This is a genomic window from Microbacterium sp. SORGH_AS_0862, from assembly GCF_030818795.1.
Classification (GTDB): domain Bacteria; phylum Actinomycetota; class Actinomycetes; order Actinomycetales; family Microbacteriaceae; genus Microbacterium.
On record NZ_JAUTAY010000001.1, the window covers coordinates 1305522 to 1320109 of the forward strand.

The 14588-nt window shown below is 70.8% G+C and carries 16 protein-coding genes; 9 read left to right on the forward strand and 7 right to left on the reverse strand.

What is annotated here, in order from left to right; translation table 11 throughout:
• Window positions 1-49 precede the first annotated feature (49 nt).
• A complete protein-coding gene (locus QE377_RS06045; protein ID WP_307320631.1) occupies window positions 50-1273 on the forward strand; it encodes an MFS transporter in 1224 nt (407 codons plus the stop codon).
• Between the two features lie 33 nt (window positions 1274-1306).
• Window positions 1307-1645 (forward strand): SH3 domain-containing protein, encoded by a 339-nt coding sequence (locus tag QE377_RS06050; protein WP_307320634.1) that lies wholly within the window; start codon window positions 1307-1309, stop codon window positions 1643-1645.
• A 120-nt stretch (window positions 1646-1765) separates the two neighbouring features.
• Here QE377_RS06050 and QE377_RS06055 read toward each other — a convergent pair whose 3' ends face one another.
• The gene (locus QE377_RS06055) at window positions 1766-2224 is read right to left on the reverse strand and encodes a MarR family winged helix-turn-helix transcriptional regulator (protein WP_307320639.1); all 459 of its coding nucleotides are present in this window, start codon (window positions 2222-2224) and stop codon (window positions 1766-1768) included.
• An 89-nt stretch (window positions 2225-2313) separates the two neighbouring features.
• Between QE377_RS06055 and QE377_RS06060 the strand changes: the two genes are divergently transcribed.
• The 7 genes from QE377_RS06060 (at window position 2314) to QE377_RS06090 (ending at window position 9613) form a co-directional block, all read left to right on the forward strand.
• Window positions 2314-3240, forward strand: coding sequence for an SDR family NAD(P)-dependent oxidoreductase (locus QE377_RS06060; protein WP_307320643.1), 927 nt, complete (start codon window positions 2314-2316; stop codon window positions 3238-3240).
• A 64-nt stretch (window positions 3241-3304) separates the two neighbouring features.
• Window positions 3305-4192, forward strand: a complete 888-nt coding sequence (locus tag QE377_RS06065; RefSeq protein WP_307320645.1) for an amidohydrolase family protein — start codon at window positions 3305-3307, stop codon at window positions 4190-4192.
• Window positions 4193-4195: 3 nt separating this feature from the next.
• Entirely contained in the window at window positions 4196-5389 is a 1194-nt protein-coding gene (locus tag QE377_RS06070; RefSeq protein ID WP_307320647.1) for an acyl-CoA dehydrogenase family protein, read from the forward strand.
• A gap of 23 nt (window positions 5390-5412) precedes the next feature.
• Window positions 5413-5865: a MaoC family dehydratase gene (locus tag QE377_RS06075; RefSeq protein ID WP_307320649.1), complete on the forward strand. Its 453-nt coding sequence runs from the start codon at window positions 5413-5415 to the stop codon at window positions 5863-5865.
• Window positions 5866-5915: 50 nt separating this feature from the next.
• Window positions 5916-7448: a long-chain fatty acid--CoA ligase gene (locus tag QE377_RS06080; protein ID WP_307320651.1), complete on the forward strand. Its 1533-nt coding sequence runs from the start codon at window positions 5916-5918 to the stop codon at window positions 7446-7448.
• Window positions 7449-7450: 2 nt separating this feature from the next.
• Window positions 7451-8368, forward strand: coding sequence for an alpha/beta hydrolase fold domain-containing protein (locus QE377_RS06085; protein ID WP_307320655.1), 918 nt, complete (start codon window positions 7451-7453; stop codon window positions 8366-8368).
• 123 nt (window positions 8369-8491) lie between these two features.
• Complete coding sequence (locus QE377_RS06090; protein ID WP_307320658.1) at window positions 8492-9613, forward strand: DUF4232 domain-containing protein; 1122 nt, start codon at window positions 8492-8494, stop codon at window positions 9611-9613.
• A 10-nt stretch (window positions 9614-9623) separates the two neighbouring features.
• On the opposite strand, the gene QE377_RS06095 is transcribed toward QE377_RS06090, so the two are convergent.
• The 6 genes from QE377_RS06095 to QE377_RS06120 all read right to left on the reverse strand — a co-directional run bounded on the left by QE377_RS06095 (window position 9624) and on the right by QE377_RS06120 (window position 14558).
• On the reverse strand, window positions 9624-9977 hold the full coding sequence (locus QE377_RS06095) for a hypothetical protein (RefSeq protein ID WP_307320660.1): 354 nt from the start codon (window positions 9975-9977) through the stop codon (window positions 9624-9626).
• 100 nt (window positions 9978-10077) lie between these two features.
• Window positions 10078-10305 carry a hypothetical protein gene (locus QE377_RS06100; protein ID WP_307320662.1) on the reverse strand — a complete coding sequence of 76 codons (228 nt, stop codon included), beginning with the start codon at window positions 10303-10305 and terminating at the stop codon, window positions 10078-10080.
• A gap of 955 nt (window positions 10306-11260) precedes the next feature.
• The gene (locus tag QE377_RS06105; RefSeq protein ID WP_307320665.1) at window positions 11261-12097 is read right to left on the reverse strand and encodes a PaaX family transcriptional regulator C-terminal domain-containing protein; all 837 of its coding nucleotides are present in this window, start codon (window positions 12095-12097) and stop codon (window positions 11261-11263) included.
• 7 nt (window positions 12098-12104) lie between these two features.
• Entirely contained in the window at window positions 12105-12905 is an 801-nt protein-coding gene (locus QE377_RS06110) for an ABC transporter ATP-binding protein (protein ID WP_274287032.1), read from the reverse strand.
• Window positions 12898-13722: an ABC transporter permease gene (locus tag QE377_RS06115; protein WP_307320670.1), complete on the reverse strand. Its 825-nt coding sequence runs from the start codon at window positions 13720-13722 to the stop codon at window positions 12898-12900. Before QE377_RS06115 ends, QE377_RS06110 begins: the two co-directional genes overlap by 8 nt.
• Window positions 13719-14558 (reverse strand): ABC transporter permease, encoded by an 840-nt coding sequence (locus QE377_RS06120; protein ID WP_307320673.1) that lies wholly within the window; start codon window positions 14556-14558, stop codon window positions 13719-13721. Before QE377_RS06120 ends, QE377_RS06115 begins: the two co-directional genes overlap by 4 nt.
• Window positions 14559-14588: the final 30 nt, after the last annotated feature.

The following is a 14588-nucleotide window of genomic DNA, read 5'->3' on the forward strand; positions in this document are numbered from 1 at the left end:
CGAAACGGGCAGCGGACAGGGGCGGCGGGCAGGGTAGAGTCCGGTGCTCGTGAGCAACCAGCCCCCCGGCGAGCGCCGAAGCCGACGCGGACGGGCGTTGCTGCTGCTCATCGCCGTGGCACTGGTGGCCGCCAACATGCGCGCGACGATCACGGGTGTCGGACCGCTGCTGGAGGAGATCGCGGACGATCTCGGCACGACGACGGCAGCCCTCGGCTCGCTCGCCGCGGTCCCCCTCATCGCCTGGGCGATCGTCTCGCCGTTGACCCACGGCGTGTCACGCCGTTTCGGGATGTCGCGCGTGCTGCTGTGCGCCCTGATCGCGCTCGGGGCGGGCACGGCCTGGCGCTCGCTTCCGGGCACGGAGGTGAACCTGTGGCTCGGAACCGGACTGATCGGCGCATCCCTCGCCGTCGCCAACGTGATCATGCCCGCCGTGATCAAGCGCGACTTCCCGGGGCGCGTGCCGGTCATGATGGGCATGTACACGGCGCTGCTCGGCGGTGTGGGGGCCATCGCCTCGGCCGTCGTGGTGCCCATCTCCCACGCCGTGGACAATCCGGATGCGGGGTGGCGCGTGGCGCTGGCCGCGACCGCCGCACTCCTCCCTCTCACGATCGCCCTGTGGGCCTGGGCGCAGCACGGCCGCGCGCCGCGGACCGCGTCGGCGCCGTCCTCACCGAGCGCCTCGCGGAGCACGGGGATCTGGCGCGACCGCCTAGCGTGGCAGATCGCGGCCTACATGGGCGCGCAGTCCGCGTCGTTCTACATGCTCGTGACGTGGATGGCCCCGCTCGCCGCGTCGACCGGCAAATCTCCCGTCGCCGCCGGCGTCGACGTCGCGCTGTACCAGATCCTCGGCGTCGTCGGATCGTTCGCCGTCGCCTTCGCCCTGCAGGGGCGCCTGCGCCGAGCCGTCCCGGCCGCACTCCCCCTGCTCGCGATCGCCGCCGCGATCGGCATGATCCTCGCGCCGCAACTGCTGACCGCGTGGGCCCTCATCTCGGGTCTGTCGGCCGGGGCATCCCTGAGCATGTCGCTGACCCTGATGGCGCAGCGCGCGAGGGACGCCGCCGCATCCTCCGCGCTCTCCGGCATGTCGCAGTCGGTGGGGTACCTGCTCGCCGCCGCCGGCCCCATCTCCTTCGGCGCCCTCCACGCGCTCGACGGCGGCTGGACCGCGCCGCTGCTGCTCTACATCGCCGTGCTCATCGGACAGTGCGTGGTCGGCGTCTCGGTCGGACGCGACCGGTACGTGCTCGACGGCCGCTGAGCGGATGTCGGCAGCGCCTGCGACGCTGAGGACATGCGTGCACAGCTGACTGCCGACCACGAGGTCCCCGACCGCGCACCGCTGACAGTGCGGCCCGGCGACCCGGTGACCGTGGGCGACCGCGACACCGAGTGGCCCGCGTTCGTGTTCGTCACCGCCGTGAACGGATGCGGGTGGGTGCCGGCACGGCACGTCGACATCGACGGCGCCGCGGGCATCGTGCGCACCGGCAACGACACCACCGAGCTCGCCGCACGCGCGGGTGACGTCGTGGAGCTCGTGACCGACGACGTAGAGAGCGGCTGGTCGTGGTGCCCGGACGCCGCGGGCCGCGAAGGATGGGTGCCGAATCGCGTGCTCGCACGGGACTGACCGCATCCGCAACTCAGGAGATATCCCTTCCGCAGGATGATCCGCGGCGAGACGTCCTGTCGGGCGGAGATCTCCTGCCGAACAGATGCGGCCGGCTGCGTTACGCAGCACGCACCGCGCTCAGGGGAAGGCGATGCGGCGCAGGAGATCGGCGAGCTGCACGCGCTCGGCGGCCGACAGGTTTGCGTGCAGGTCGCGTTCGGCGGCCTCGGCGGCGGCCAGTGCGCGCTCGTGGAGGGCCAGACCGTCGGCGGTCGCGACCACGACGTTGGCCCGACGGTCGGCGGGGTCGGGCCGTCGTTCGATGAGACCACGGCGCTGCAGGTCATCGACCAGGGCGACGACCTGGCTGGGGTCGAGGCGCAGGAACTCGGCGAGCTCCCGCTGCGAGGGACCGGCCGCCGTGTCGCAGGCGAGGGCCAGCACCGAGTACGAGCGAACCTTCAGGCCCAGAGCCGCCAGCGCCGCGTTCCCCGCGGCGAGCGACAGGGCGTTGGCGCGGGCGAGCAGGAAGCTGACGTCGTCGGTGAGCCGGGCGCGCGCATCCGGCTGCGCTGCAGCTGCGTCGCTCTTCGCCATGGACAGATCCTAACAAAAGGTGCGGCAAACAATAATTGACAATTTCAACTAGTCCCGTTTCAATGAGAGCACGAACGAAGGAGTCCCCCATGTCCCTCGACGGCAAAGTCGCCATCGTCACCGGATCCGGCCGCGGCCTCGGCCTCGCCTACGCCCAGGAGCTCGCCCGCCAGGGTGCGCGCGTCGTCGTCAACGACGTGGATGCGGCCACCGCCGCCGAGGCGGTGTCCTCGATCGAGCGCGAGGGGGGCCAGGCTGTCGCGGTGGTCGCCCCCGTGGGCTCGTCGGAGACGGCGAAGGAGCTCGTCCGCACGGCCGTCGACACCTACGGCCGCCTCGACATCCTCGTCACCAACGCCGGCGTCCTTCGCGACACGGTGCTCTGGAAGATGAGCGACGAGGCCTTCGACACCGTCATCGACGTGCACCTGCGCGGCACGTTCACCTGCGTCCGCGAGGCCGCCACCTACATGCGCGAGAACGAGATCGCCGGCCGCATCATCTGCATCGGCTCGCCGACCGGCCAGCGCGGCAACTTCGGCCAGACCAACTACGCCGCCGCCAAGGCCGGCATCGTCGGCATGGTGCGCACCTGGGCGCTCGAGCTCAAGAAGGCCGGCATCACCGCCAACGCCGTGATCCCGGTGGCCGCCACCGCCATGACGGCGACCTTGCCGTACTTCGCCGCGGCGGTCGAGGCGGAGGAGGCGGGCGACCCGATGCCCGCGTTCTACCGTCACGACCTCGGCTTCGGAACCTCCGACGACGTGGCCGGCCTCATCGCCTTCCTCGCCTCGGATGCGGCGGCGAACGTCTCCGGCCAGGCGATCGGCGTCGGCGGCGACCGCATCCAGCTCTGGTCGCACCCGGAGCCCGTGGTCACCGCGTACCGCGAGGGCGGCTGGAGCGCGGCGGCGCTCGAGTCAGAGTTCGCCCACCTGGTCGGCGACAACCTGCAGTCGGTCGGCGAACGCTTCCCCGCCCTGCCGGAAGAGCTGCAGCGCCCCCGCCCCTGAGACTCGAGGGGTCCGGTGTAACCGGGCCCCTCGCACCACGCATCCCCGACGACGAGGAACGCCGATGACCACGCGCTACGAACCCGCGATCGACCTTTCCGCCATCACGGCGATCGACGTGCATGTGCACATCGAGGTCGACGCGCACGGCCACTCCTCGCTTCCCGACGATCTGGCCGAGGCCGCATCCGCGTACTTCAGCGCGGACGTGGGGCGGCCCGATCTGGATGCGGTCGCCGCGTACTACCGCGAGCGCTCCATGGCCGCCGTGGTGTTCACCGTGGATGCGCAGACGGAGCTGAAGCATGCCGCGCTGTCGAGCGAGGAGATCGCGGAGGGCGCGGCGCGCAACAACGACGTGCTCATCCCGTTCGGCTCCGTCGACCCGCGTCAGGGCCGGGCCGCGATCGATCGCGCGCGACACCTGATCGAGGACTACGGCGTACGCGGCTTCAAGTTCCACCCCACGGTGCAGGGCTTCGATCCGAGCGACGACCAGTACTTCCCGCTGTACGAGACGCTGCAGGCGGCCGGCGTGGTGACGCTCTTCCACACGGGGCAGACGGGGATCGGCGCGGGGATGCGGGGCGGTCGCGGCTTCCGTCTCGCGCTGTCGAATCCGATGCTGCTCGACACGGTCGCAGCCGAGTTCCCCGACCTGCAGATCATCATGGCCCACCCCTCCGTGCCGTGGCAGGACGAGGCGATCTCGGTCGCGACCCACAAGCACAACACCTGGATCGACCTGTCGGGCTGGAGCCCGAAGTACTTCCCGCCGCAGCTGGTGCGCGCGGCGAACTCGTTCCTGAAGAGCCGCATCCTGTTCGGCTCGGACTTTCCGCTGCTCACCCCTGATCGGTGGCTGCGCGACGTCGAGCAGATCGACATGAAGCCCTCGGTCATGCCCGGCATCCTCAAAGACAACGCCGCTCGTCTGCTCGGACTCGGATAGCCCATGGAACCGAGACTGCGCAGCGAGGCGCCTTTCGGCCACGATCCGCTCGGGTACGCCGAGGCGATGCTCAGCGACGGTGCCCGCGCCGCCCTCGCCCGCCTCGACGACACGTTGCGCACCCGGATCGCGCCGCTGCTGCCCGCCGCCTGGGAGAGCGCGACGCTGCCGGCCGCCGTCATCGACGCCCTCGCACCTCTCGATCTCATGCAGCCGATCGGAGTGGAACCGGTGGAGGCCGCATCCTCCGTCTTCTCGGGCTATCGCGCGTTCGTCCTCGCGCGCACCGACGTGTCGGTCGCGACGGCGTACAACGCACAGTCAGGGCTCTTCCGCACCGCGGTGCGCCGCGGGGGCTCGCCCGAACAGGTCGCCGCGCTCGACGACGCCATCCGCAGCTTCGCCGTGCGGGGCGTCTTCGCCCTGACCGAACCCGACCACGGCTCCGACATCGCCGGCGGGCTCGCCACGACCGCGACCCGAGAGGGCGACGGCTGGATCATCGACGGCGCGAAGCGATGGATCGGCGGCGCCGACACCGCCGACGTGCTCGTCGTGTTCGCGCGCGCCGCCGACGACGGCGAGGTCAAGGCGTTCCTCGTGCCCCGGGATGCGCCCGGCGTCACGCTGACCCGCATCGAGGGCAAGGTGTCGCTGCGGCCCATGCAGAACTTCGACATCCGCCTCGACGGCGTGCGCGTCGAGGAGAACGCGCGGCTCCAGCGGGTGGACAGCTGGCGGGACGTGGCCGAGATCCTCAGGTCGCTGCGTTCGGACGTGGCATGGATCGCGACCGGCCTTCAGGCCGGCGCCCTGGATGCGGCGGTCGCGTACGTGCGCGAACGCGAGCAGTTCGGCTCGCCGCTGGGCGGCTTCCAGCTCGTGCAGGAGAAGCTCGCCCGCATCCTCGGCAACCTCACCGCATCCCTCGGCATCGTCGCGCGCCTGTCCGCCCGACAGGATGCGGGCGTGCTGCGCGACGAGGACTCGGCACTGGCCAAGATGCAGACCGCCCGCCTCGCACGCGAGAGCGTCGCGCTCGCCCGCGAAGTGCAGGGCGGCAACGGCATCCTCCTCGAGCACGGCGCCGCGCGGTTCTTCGCCGACGCGGAGGCCGTCTACTCCTACGAGGGCACGCACGAGATGACCGCCCTGATCGTCGGGCGCGGGCTCACCGGCTCGTCCGCCTTCGTCTGAACATCCACCGAAAGGAACCCACCATGACCACGACCGCCGCCTACGCCGACGCCGAATCCCTCGCGGGCACCGACCTCGGCTTCACCGACTGGCTCGAGGTGACCCAGGAGCGGGTAAACCTCTTCGCGGACGCGACCGACGACCACCAGTGGATCCACGTCGACCCCGAGCGCGCCGCACAGGGCCCCTTCGGCGGTCCGATCGCGCACGGCTTCCTGTCGCTGTCGCTGACCGTGAAGTTCTGGTCCGAGCTGTTCGATCTCGAGGGTGTCAGCACCAAGGTGAACTACGGCCTCGACAAGGTGCGCTTCGTCTCGCCCGTCGCCGTCGGCGCCCGCATCCGCGGGGGTGCCGTCATCGCCGAGGTCACCGAGGTGCCCGGCGGATACCAGTTCGCCGTCGACCAGACGATCGAGATCGAGGGCGCCACCAAGCCCGCCGTCGTCGCTCGTGGGCTGTACCGCTTCTACGCCTGACCACTCCCCATCGGGCTGCGCCCCGAACCCACCATCACGAGGATGCAACGATGCATGATCACGGACTGGGATCCTGGATCACCAAGAGACGACTGAAGAACCCCGGCAAGCCGGCGATCATCGTCGACGGCGGCGAGACGCTGTCGTACGGCGAGTTCGCCGACGCCGTCGATCGCACGGCGGCCGTGCTGCGCGAGCGCGGCGTCGGCAAAGCGGATGCGGTCGCCTACCTCGGCGAGAACAGCCCGGCGTTCCTTCAGGTGCTCTTCGCCTGCGCCCGGCTCGGGGCGGTGTTCGTGCCGGTCAACACGCGCCTGGCGGCACCCGAGATCCAGCATGTGCTGACCGACTCGGGCGCCCGGGTGCTCATCCACGACCCGGAGTTCGCCGAGCGCATCATCCCGGGGATCGAGGCCGCATCCATCGGCGAGGTCATCCTGACCGGTGAGGGGATCTCGCACCATCCGGGCCTCGCCGCGCTGGTGCGCGATGCCGACGGCGCCTCCGTCGGGACGACGGCTGTGACGCTCGAGGATCCGGCCGCGATCGTCTACACGTCCGGCACGACCGGCCGGTCGAAGGGCGCCGTGCTCACCCACGGCAACCTCACCTGGGTGGCGCTGAACTGCATCATCGACTACGACGTGGTCTCGACCGACATCGCGCTGATGATCTCGCCGCTGTTCCACGTGGCCTCGCTCGGCATGGGTGCGCTGCCGGTGATCCTCAAAGGCGCGACCCTCGTGCTGGAGAAGGGATTCGACGCGGGGCGCGCCCTGATGCTGATCGAACGCCACCGCATCACGATGCTCAGCGGCGTGCCCACGACCTACCAGCTCATGGCCGATCACCCCGACTGGCCCACGACCGACCTGTCGAGCCTGCAGAGGCTGACCTGCGGCGGCTCTGCGGTGCCCACCCGCATCCTCAACGCCTTCGAGGCGCGGGGGCTGTCGTTCTCGCAGGGGTACGGCATGACCGAGACCTCGCCCGGCGCCACGTCGCTGGCACCGGCGATGACCCGCGCGAAGCAGGGCAGTGTGGGCCTGCCGCACTTCTTCACCGAGGTGCGCGTGACCGACGACACGGGCGCCGTCGTGCCGCCCGGCATCGTGGGAGAGATCGAGATCGCGGGGCCCAATGTGTTCCCCGGGTACCACGGACTCCCGGACGAGACCGCGGCGTCGTTCCGCGCGGATGGCTGGTTCCGCTCCGGCGACCTCGGGTATCTGGATGAGGACGGCTACCTCTTCATCTCCGACCGGCTGAAGGACATGATCATCTCCGGCGGAGAGAACATCTATCCCGCCGAGGTCGAGAACCTCATCAACGACATCCGCGGGATCTCCGGGGTCGCCGTGATCGGGGTTCCCGACGAGCGGTGGGGTGAAGTCCCGTGGGCCGTGGTGACCGTCAAGGAGGGCGCCGAGGTCACGACCGAATCCGTGCGCACCGAGCTCGACGGCGTGCTCGCCCGGTACAAGCTCCCCAAGAACGTCGTCGTGGTCGAGGACCTGCCGCGCACCGCGTCCGGCAAGGTTCGCAAGGCCGCGCTGCGTGAGCTGTTCGGACGGAAGCACTGATCATGTCGCTGCTGTCGCGCCCCGCCGTCGCACGATTCGTCGCGCGGCGGTTACAGAAGGCGATGCCACGCATGATGGCGGCGCAGGCGGGCGGACTCGACCCGCGCGAACGCCTGCCGGAGTTCGCCGCCGAGCGGCGCGAGCTCGTCATCCCGGCCGACCCGCCCGCACCCGCCGTGATCTACCGCGCGCCGGATGCGACGGCCACCCCCGGCGTGCACCTGAACTTCCACGGCGGCGGCTACATCCTGGGCCAGCTCCACGGCGACGACGCGCTCTGCCGGGCGATCGCGAGCCGGGCGGGGGTCGTGGTGGTCGACGTCGACTACGCGGTCGCACCCCAGCATCCGTTCCCGACCGCGGTGCACCAGGCGATGCGGGTCGTGCAGTGGGCGATCGACGATGCCGACGCGCAGGGGTGGGACGCCACGAGACTCACGGTCGGCGGACAGAGCGCGGGCGGGGCAATCGCCGCCGCGGTGGCACGGCAGGCGCTGGATGCGGGCGGCCCCCGCATCCGCCTGCAGGTGCTGCACTACCCGCCGCTCGATCTCACGGTTCCCGCAGCCGAGAAGCACTCGCCGCTCGCGAAACCCCTGCTGCGACCCTGGATGTCCGAGGTCTTCGACAGCTCCTATGTGCCGGATCCTCGAACGCGTGCAGATCCGCTCGTCTCGCCTGCGGGCGCGTCCGACACCGCCGATCTCACGGGCATCGCCCCGGCCGTCGTCATCGCCGCATCCGACGACATCCTGCGCGACGAGGACGAGCGCTACGCCCGGCGGCTCGAGCGCGTGGGCGCCCTGGCGGAGTTCTGGCAGGTCGAGGGCGCCGACCACGGCTACGACGGCGGAGACGACGCGCTCGCACGGGAGAACTACCTGCGCATCGCCGAGCACATCCGCGCCGCGCAGGGCTGAGCACTCGCCTGCCGCGTGGGGCGCGCTGGCGCCATCGGGACCTGCGCGAGGAGCTGCGAGGGCGGAGAGATGCTCGGGCTAGGCTCCGTGAGGGGGTCGCGCCGCGACCGACAGGGGGCACGGATGCGGTCATCGCGCAGGATCTGGCTCGTCGGCGGCGGGGCGGGAGCGTTGTGGCTGCTCATCGTCGGGCTTGCCGCCGCGGTGTCGCTCACGCCGTTGCAACGCGTGCAGCAGGCGACGCTGCCGACGCCGAGCCCCTATGTCTGGTCCTGGCCCGCCCCGTGGTCCCTGCTCTCCCCTCTCGTCGCGGCCCTCGCCGTCGCGGCCTGTGTCGCGGCCGTCCTGCACGTCGTACGCCGACGCGGATCGTTCGCCGCGACCTGGCTCGCGGTCGTCGCGGCCGGTGCGATCACCGGGATGACGATCGATGTGCAGCTCGTCTTCGGCACGCTCCTCACGCACGGCTGGGCGCTGTGGGCTGTGGATCTCGGCAGCCGCGCCGCGATCGGTGCGTACTGGGGGCTGCTCTACGGCTGGCTGCCGGCGCTGCTCGCCTCGCGCCTGTCGCGACGCGAGGCGGCCGGCGACGCACCCGACGGCGCGATGCGGCTCCGCAGCGCTCTGGCCGTGGGAGCTGCGATCGCGGCACTCATCCTGCTCGTCGCGACGCAGACGCTGGGCGACGAGGCGTCGCAGGCTCAGGTGCGGGCCGACCAGGCCGCCGCGGAGCCGGCTCCGGCGGACGGTTCTCTTCCGCCCGACCCACAGGCGGAGGGTGACCCGGTTCCGGATCGCACCGCCGGCGCCGGCGTGACGAGCGCAGACGGCTGCACTCCGGATCGCGCCATGATCCTGAAGGGAGAGCCCGACGCGGCGACCGGGCACCGGGGGCTCCGCCTCGAGCTCCTGAACTTCTCCGATGCTCCCTGCACGATCGAGGGGTATCCCGACATCGCGTTCGGCGACCAGAACGGTCATCTGCTGGACACCCCGATCGAGCACGGCGGTTCGTTCATGGCGGCCGATCCGGGACCCTCATCCGTCGTCGTTCCAGCGGGTGCTTCCGCGGTCGCCTACCTCGGTTGGGATGCCCAGTCCACCCACGGCACCCTCGTCGCGCGCACGCTGTGGGCGGCGGTCGTCGAGGGCGAGACGCGCGGCTCCTGGCCGGTCGAACTCGACGTGGTCGCGGGCACAGCTGTCGCCGTCACCGCGTGGCAGGCACCCGGCGCCACGCCCTGACCGCTCGGACTCAGCGCTGCTCGGGCGTGCGCTGCTGGCGGATGGCGTCCGCGATCGGGTCGTCGGGCAACGCGGGCCCGATCTGCGACGTGGGCGTCGCGTCGCGGTGCGGGGGTGTCGGTGCGCTACGACCGAGGTACGCATCGCTGTACGGGTCGGATGCGTAGAGCGCCTCGCTCGCGCTTCGCTTGCTGCGGCGGGGGCGGACCGAGAGGAGCGACACGGCGCCCAGAGCAAGGACCGCGCCGACGATCACCGCCCAGAGGGGGATCCGCCACGCGAAGGCGATGGATGCCCAGTACAGGCCGAAGCCGCCGAGGACGATCGCGACGATGAGCGCCCGTCGCCAGCGATACAGAGCCATGTTTCACGATAACGCGATGTCTCCGGCGTCGCCAGGGCCCTCTGTTCACCCCTCGCTGCGGTGAAGAATCACGTGCACGACGGCGGGTGCCGCGGGGTCGTCAAGGACTGTGCTCGAACACCTTCTCGCCCTGTGCGACGACCCCGTCGATCAGCACGCGGACGATGACGTCGCCGGCGAGGTCCTCTCTGGTCGCCACCACGATCGCGGAGTCCGTCGCGACGGCCGGCTCATCGCCGGTCACCCACTCCGGAAACTCCGCGCCCTCCGAGGCGAACAGCACGACCTGAGCGTTCAGCGGCGTCACCGAGATCTCGGACTCGCTCATCACTCCTCCTCCCGGCATGGCCAGGCTACTGTCCGTCGGGCGCGGCTCAGCCGCATCCGGACGCCACCGACCTCTCGGCGCCCGAACTCCCCGTGCCCGAACTCCTGCAAAACGGGCGGCCGATGCCCGGGCGACCCACCAGAGGGCGCGTTCTGCAGGAGTTCGGGCACAACACAGCCGGAACCGACGCCTCCGACAGCACCCCGCACCGACCCGGCCGGTGCCGGCTGAGACGTGCCGACCCCGCTGTGCCCACCCCGCATCCGTGCCTGAACTCCTGCAAAAGCGACCACCGGCACCCCGGGGCACCCGAGCGGGCGCGTTCTGCAGGAGTTCGGGCACGACGCAGCCCGAACCGGCCCCGCCGACAGCACCCCGCACCAACCCGGCCGGTGCCGGCTGAGACGTGCCGACCCCGTTGCGCCCACCCCGCATCCGTGCCTGAACTCCTGCAAAAGCGACCACCGGCACCCCGGGGCACCCGAGCGGGCGCGTTCTGCAGGAGTTCGGGCACGACGCAGCCCGAACCGGCCCCGCCGACAGCACCCCGCACCGACCCGGCCGGTGCCGGCTGAGACGTGCCGACCCCGCTGTGCCCACCCCGCATCCGTGCCTGAACTCCTGCAAAAGCGACCACCGGCACCCCGGGGCACCCCAGAGGGCGCGTTCTGCAGGAGTTCGGGCACGACGCAGGCCGGAACCGACACCTCCGACAGCACCCCGCACCGCCCCGCACCGCCCCGGCTGAGCTGTGCCACAGATCCGTTGTGCCCACCGCACACCCGTCCCAACTCCTGCAAAACCGAGCATCGGCACCCCGTAACACCCAAGACGCCGGGGTTTTGCAGGAGTTCGGGCACGACGCAGGCCGGCAGGCCCCACCGACAGCACCCCGCCCCGACCCGGCCGGCTCGGATGAGCTGTGCCACAGACCCGGCGGGGCCGGTGCTGGGGATCAGTCGCCGGGGATGGCGGCGGTGAGCGCCTCCGCGGCGGCCGCCGACCATGCAGCACGGCGGGCGCGATAGATCTCCGTCGTGCGCTGGGCGGGCCAGTCCTCGCCGAGGTAGTCGAACGGCAGGCGCGGGTCGCTGCGCAGCAGCTCCAGCCAGTCGGCGACGAGCATCGTCAGCGCCGCCAGCGGCGGGGCCTCGATCGTCTCGGCGGTGTTCCACTCCATGGCGAAGCGCTCATGCGCGGCGCGGATGCGGGCGAGATCCCATGCGGTACGTGCCGCGTCCGCCACCGGGAACGCGGCGAGGTCCCGAGCGCGGAACGCGATCACCGCGCCGGCCGGCAGCTCCTCCTTGAGGCCGCCGAGGGCTGCGACCAGGTCGACCTCTCCCGGCGCGATCCACAGCCCGTCGCGCACCGCGGCGAACCCCTCCCACGCGAGCGCCGCGCGCAGGCGGTGGCGGAGCGTGCGCTGGTCCTCGGGCACCGTGAAGGTCACGAGCGTCCACCCGCTGCCGACGGGATCGAACGGATGCGGCGAGTGCACGCGCTCGGACGCCTCTTCCAGCACCGCGCGCCCCTGGTCCGTGAGAGCGAACTCGACGCCCCGACCGACCCGCGCGCGAGAGAGCAGCCCGGTGACGGCCATCCGGTCCAGTGCCGCACGCGTGGTCGGAGCGGCGACTCCCGCACTCTCGAGCACGTCGAGATAGAAGCTGGCGCGGACAGGACGGGAGATCCCCCGTTCGAGGAGCTCGCCCAGCAGGGCGAGCAGCAGGCGCTGCGGCGCGCGCTGGGTCGCTTCGACCTCCCGCGAGAGGGATTGCACCGATGTCACCGACATATCATGCGGCCGGACGGACGGCCTCGCCGCGCTTGGCGCGCTGGATCTGCTCGTACACGTGCGTGCGCAGCTCGGTGAAACGGGGCAACGCGCGCGTCGTGATCTGGTCGCGCTCGGGCGCGAGATCGATCACGAGATCCTCCTGCACCCATGTCGGCGACTTGGAGAGGACGACGACGCGCTCGCCGAGGTAGACCGACTCGTCGATGTCGTGCGTCACGAACAGGATCGACATCCCGCGCTCCAGGTGCAGGCGCCGCACGAGGTCCTCCAGGTCGGCACGCGTCTGCGCGTCGACGGCGGCGAACGGCTCGTCCATGATCAGCACCTCGGGCTGGTAGGCGACGGCGCGCGCGATCGCGACACGCTGCTGCATACCGCCGGACAGCTGCCACGGATAGCTGTCGGCGGCGTGGTCGAGACCGACCGCGAGCAGCGCATCGTCGATGAGCGAGTTGCGCTCGCTCTTCGACAGCTTCTTGTGCTTCAGCGGGAGCTCGACGTTTCCGCGCACCGTCAGCCACGGATAGAGGCTGCGCCCGTACTCCTGGAACACGAGCGCCATGTTCGGCGGCGGCGCGGTGACCTGCTTGCCGTCGAGCACAACGCTTCCCGCGGTGGGGCGCAGCAGGCCCGAGATGCACTTGAGCAGCGTGGTCTTGCCGCATCCGGACGGACCGACGATGCACACCAGCTCGCCGCGGCGCATCGAGAAGTCGATGTCGCCGATCGCTTCCACGACGCCCGTCGAGGACTCGTAGACCTTCTTCAGGTGTTCGACCTGCAGGAGCGTCTCAGGCACGCTCGACCTCCTTGATTCCGTGGTACCAGCGCAGGACCCTGCGCTCGACGATGGTGAAGATGACCGACAGGACGATGCCGACCAAGCCGAGCAGCACGATGCCGCTCCACATTTCCGCGATGAGGTAGTTGCGCTGGAAGTAGGCGATCTGGAACCCGAGGCCCGATGAGGAGAAGAACATCTCGGAGATCACCATCATGATCAGCGCGACCGACAGCGTCTGACGCACCCCCGCCATGATGCGCGGGCTCGCCGCCGGCAGCACGAGAGAGAACAGACGCTGCGCGGGAGTCAGCGAGAACGACTTGGCCGTCTCCGTCATGACCGAGTCGGTGCCGCGCACACCGTCGACGGTGTTCAGCAGGACGGGCCACAACGATCCGAAGACGATCACGACGATCTTCATGTTGTCGGTCACGCCCAGCAGGGCCACGAACACGGGGATCAGCACGGGCGGCGGGATCGCGCGGAAGAACTCCAGCAGCGGTTCGGCCAGCTCGCGCAGCCACCGCGTGAGGCCGATGAGGGTTCCGAGGGCGACGCCGATCACGATCGCCAGCACGATCGCCAAGGCCAGACGCGTCAGGCTCGGCACGACGTCGGTGAGGAACGCCGGACCGACCCAGGTGTTGACGAAGGCCTCGGCGATCCGCCCCGGCGCGGGGAAGAACTTGCCCGGCGCCACCGTCCCCCACACGCCCCAGATGATCAGCAGCACGATCGGCAGGGCGAGCGCGTAGGCGGTGCTCGTGGCCAGGCGCGCCCAGACCCGCGGCGCGCGCGGCGGCGTGCGGACGGTGCTCGTGTACAGGGTCACAGCACTTCCTCCCCTCGCACGGACTGGTGCCAGGCGAGCGCGCGGCGCTCGAGCACACGGAAGACGAGGTTGATGATGAGGCCCAGCAGACCTGTCACGATCACGACGGCGTAGACCGTGGCGATGTTGCCGTTGCTGGCCGCGAGGATGATGACCTTGCCGAGACCGGGGTTGCCGATCGTCATCTCCGCGGTGATGGCCAGGATGAGGGCGACGGATGCGGCGAGACGCAGCCCGGTGAAGATGTAGGGGAGCGCCGTCGGGAGCACGAGCGAGCGCAGCTGCGCGGCGCGCGTGAGGCCGTAGCTGCGTGCGGTGTCGCGGGCGACAGTGTCGATGTCGGCGACGCCGTACAGCACCTGCACGAACACCTGCCAGAAGCAGGCGTACACGATGATCACGAGCGCAGCGGGGATCTGGATGCCGTACGTCAGGATCGCCAGCGGGATGAGGGCGACCGAGGGGATGGGGCGCAGGAACTCCACCATGGTGTTGGTTCCCCGCCGCAGCACCGGGACGAGGCCGATGAGCCCGCCGAGCAGGATGCCGAGCACCGAGGCGATCGCGAGACCGATCGCCCATGCGGTCAGGGTGCGCCCGACGTTGCGCCAGAACTCGAGGTCGGCCGCCATCGTGCCGAGACGTGTGAACGTGTCGACCGCCGAGGGCAGCTGCGAGGGGTTGATGAGTCCGGCAGCGGAAATGAGCTGCCAGACGCCGAGGAACACGACGACACCGAGCAGTCCGAGCAGCGGAGCTCGGAACGAGCGTCGGCGTCGACGACGCGGCACGACGACCGTCGACGTGTGCACCGGCGCAGGCGGAGCGAGGGTCATGGGGGGCCTTCCGGAGGGGATGCGGGGGAT

What these genes read in the sequence shown, in the direction of transcription:
- QE377_RS06120 (WP_307320673.1), bottom strand. Translation starts at nt 14,558, where the DNA reads ATGACCCTCGCTCCGCCTGCGCCGGTGCACACGTCGACGGTCGTCGTG.
- QE377_RS06075 (WP_307320649.1), top strand. Translation starts at nt 5,413, where the DNA reads ATGACCACGACCGCCGCCTACGCCGACGCCGAATCCCTCGCGGGCACC.
- QE377_RS06070 (WP_307320647.1), top strand. Translation starts at nt 4,196, where the DNA reads ATGGAACCGAGACTGCGCAGCGAGGCGCCTTTCGGCCACGATCCGCTC.
- QE377_RS06090 (WP_307320658.1), top strand. Translation starts at nt 8,492, where the DNA reads ATGCGGTCATCGCGCAGGATCTGGCTCGTCGGCGGCGGGGCGGGAGCG.
- QE377_RS06095 (WP_307320660.1), bottom strand. Translation starts at nt 9,977, where the DNA reads ATGGCTCTGTATCGCTGGCGACGGGCGCTCATCGTCGCGATCGTCCTC.
- QE377_RS06060 (WP_307320643.1), top strand. Translation starts at nt 2,314, where the DNA reads ATGTCCCTCGACGGCAAAGTCGCCATCGTCACCGGATCCGGCCGCGGC.
- QE377_RS06055 (WP_307320639.1), bottom strand. Translation starts at nt 2,224, where the DNA reads ATGGCGAAGAGCGACGCAGCTGCAGCGCAGCCGGATGCGCGCGCCCGG.
- QE377_RS06065 (WP_307320645.1), top strand. Translation starts at nt 3,305, where the DNA reads ATGACCACGCGCTACGAACCCGCGATCGACCTTTCCGCCATCACGGCG.
- QE377_RS06085 (WP_307320655.1), top strand. Translation starts at nt 7,451, where the DNA reads ATGTCGCTGCTGTCGCGCCCCGCCGTCGCACGATTCGTCGCGCGGCGG.
- QE377_RS06050 (WP_307320634.1), top strand. Translation starts at nt 1,307, where the DNA reads ATGCGTGCACAGCTGACTGCCGACCACGAGGTCCCCGACCGCGCACCG.
- QE377_RS06100 (WP_307320662.1), bottom strand. Translation starts at nt 10,305, where the DNA reads ATGAGCGAGTCCGAGATCTCGGTGACGCCGCTGAACGCTCAGGTCGTG.
- QE377_RS06080 (WP_307320651.1), top strand. Translation starts at nt 5,916, where the DNA reads ATGCATGATCACGGACTGGGATCCTGGATCACCAAGAGACGACTGAAG.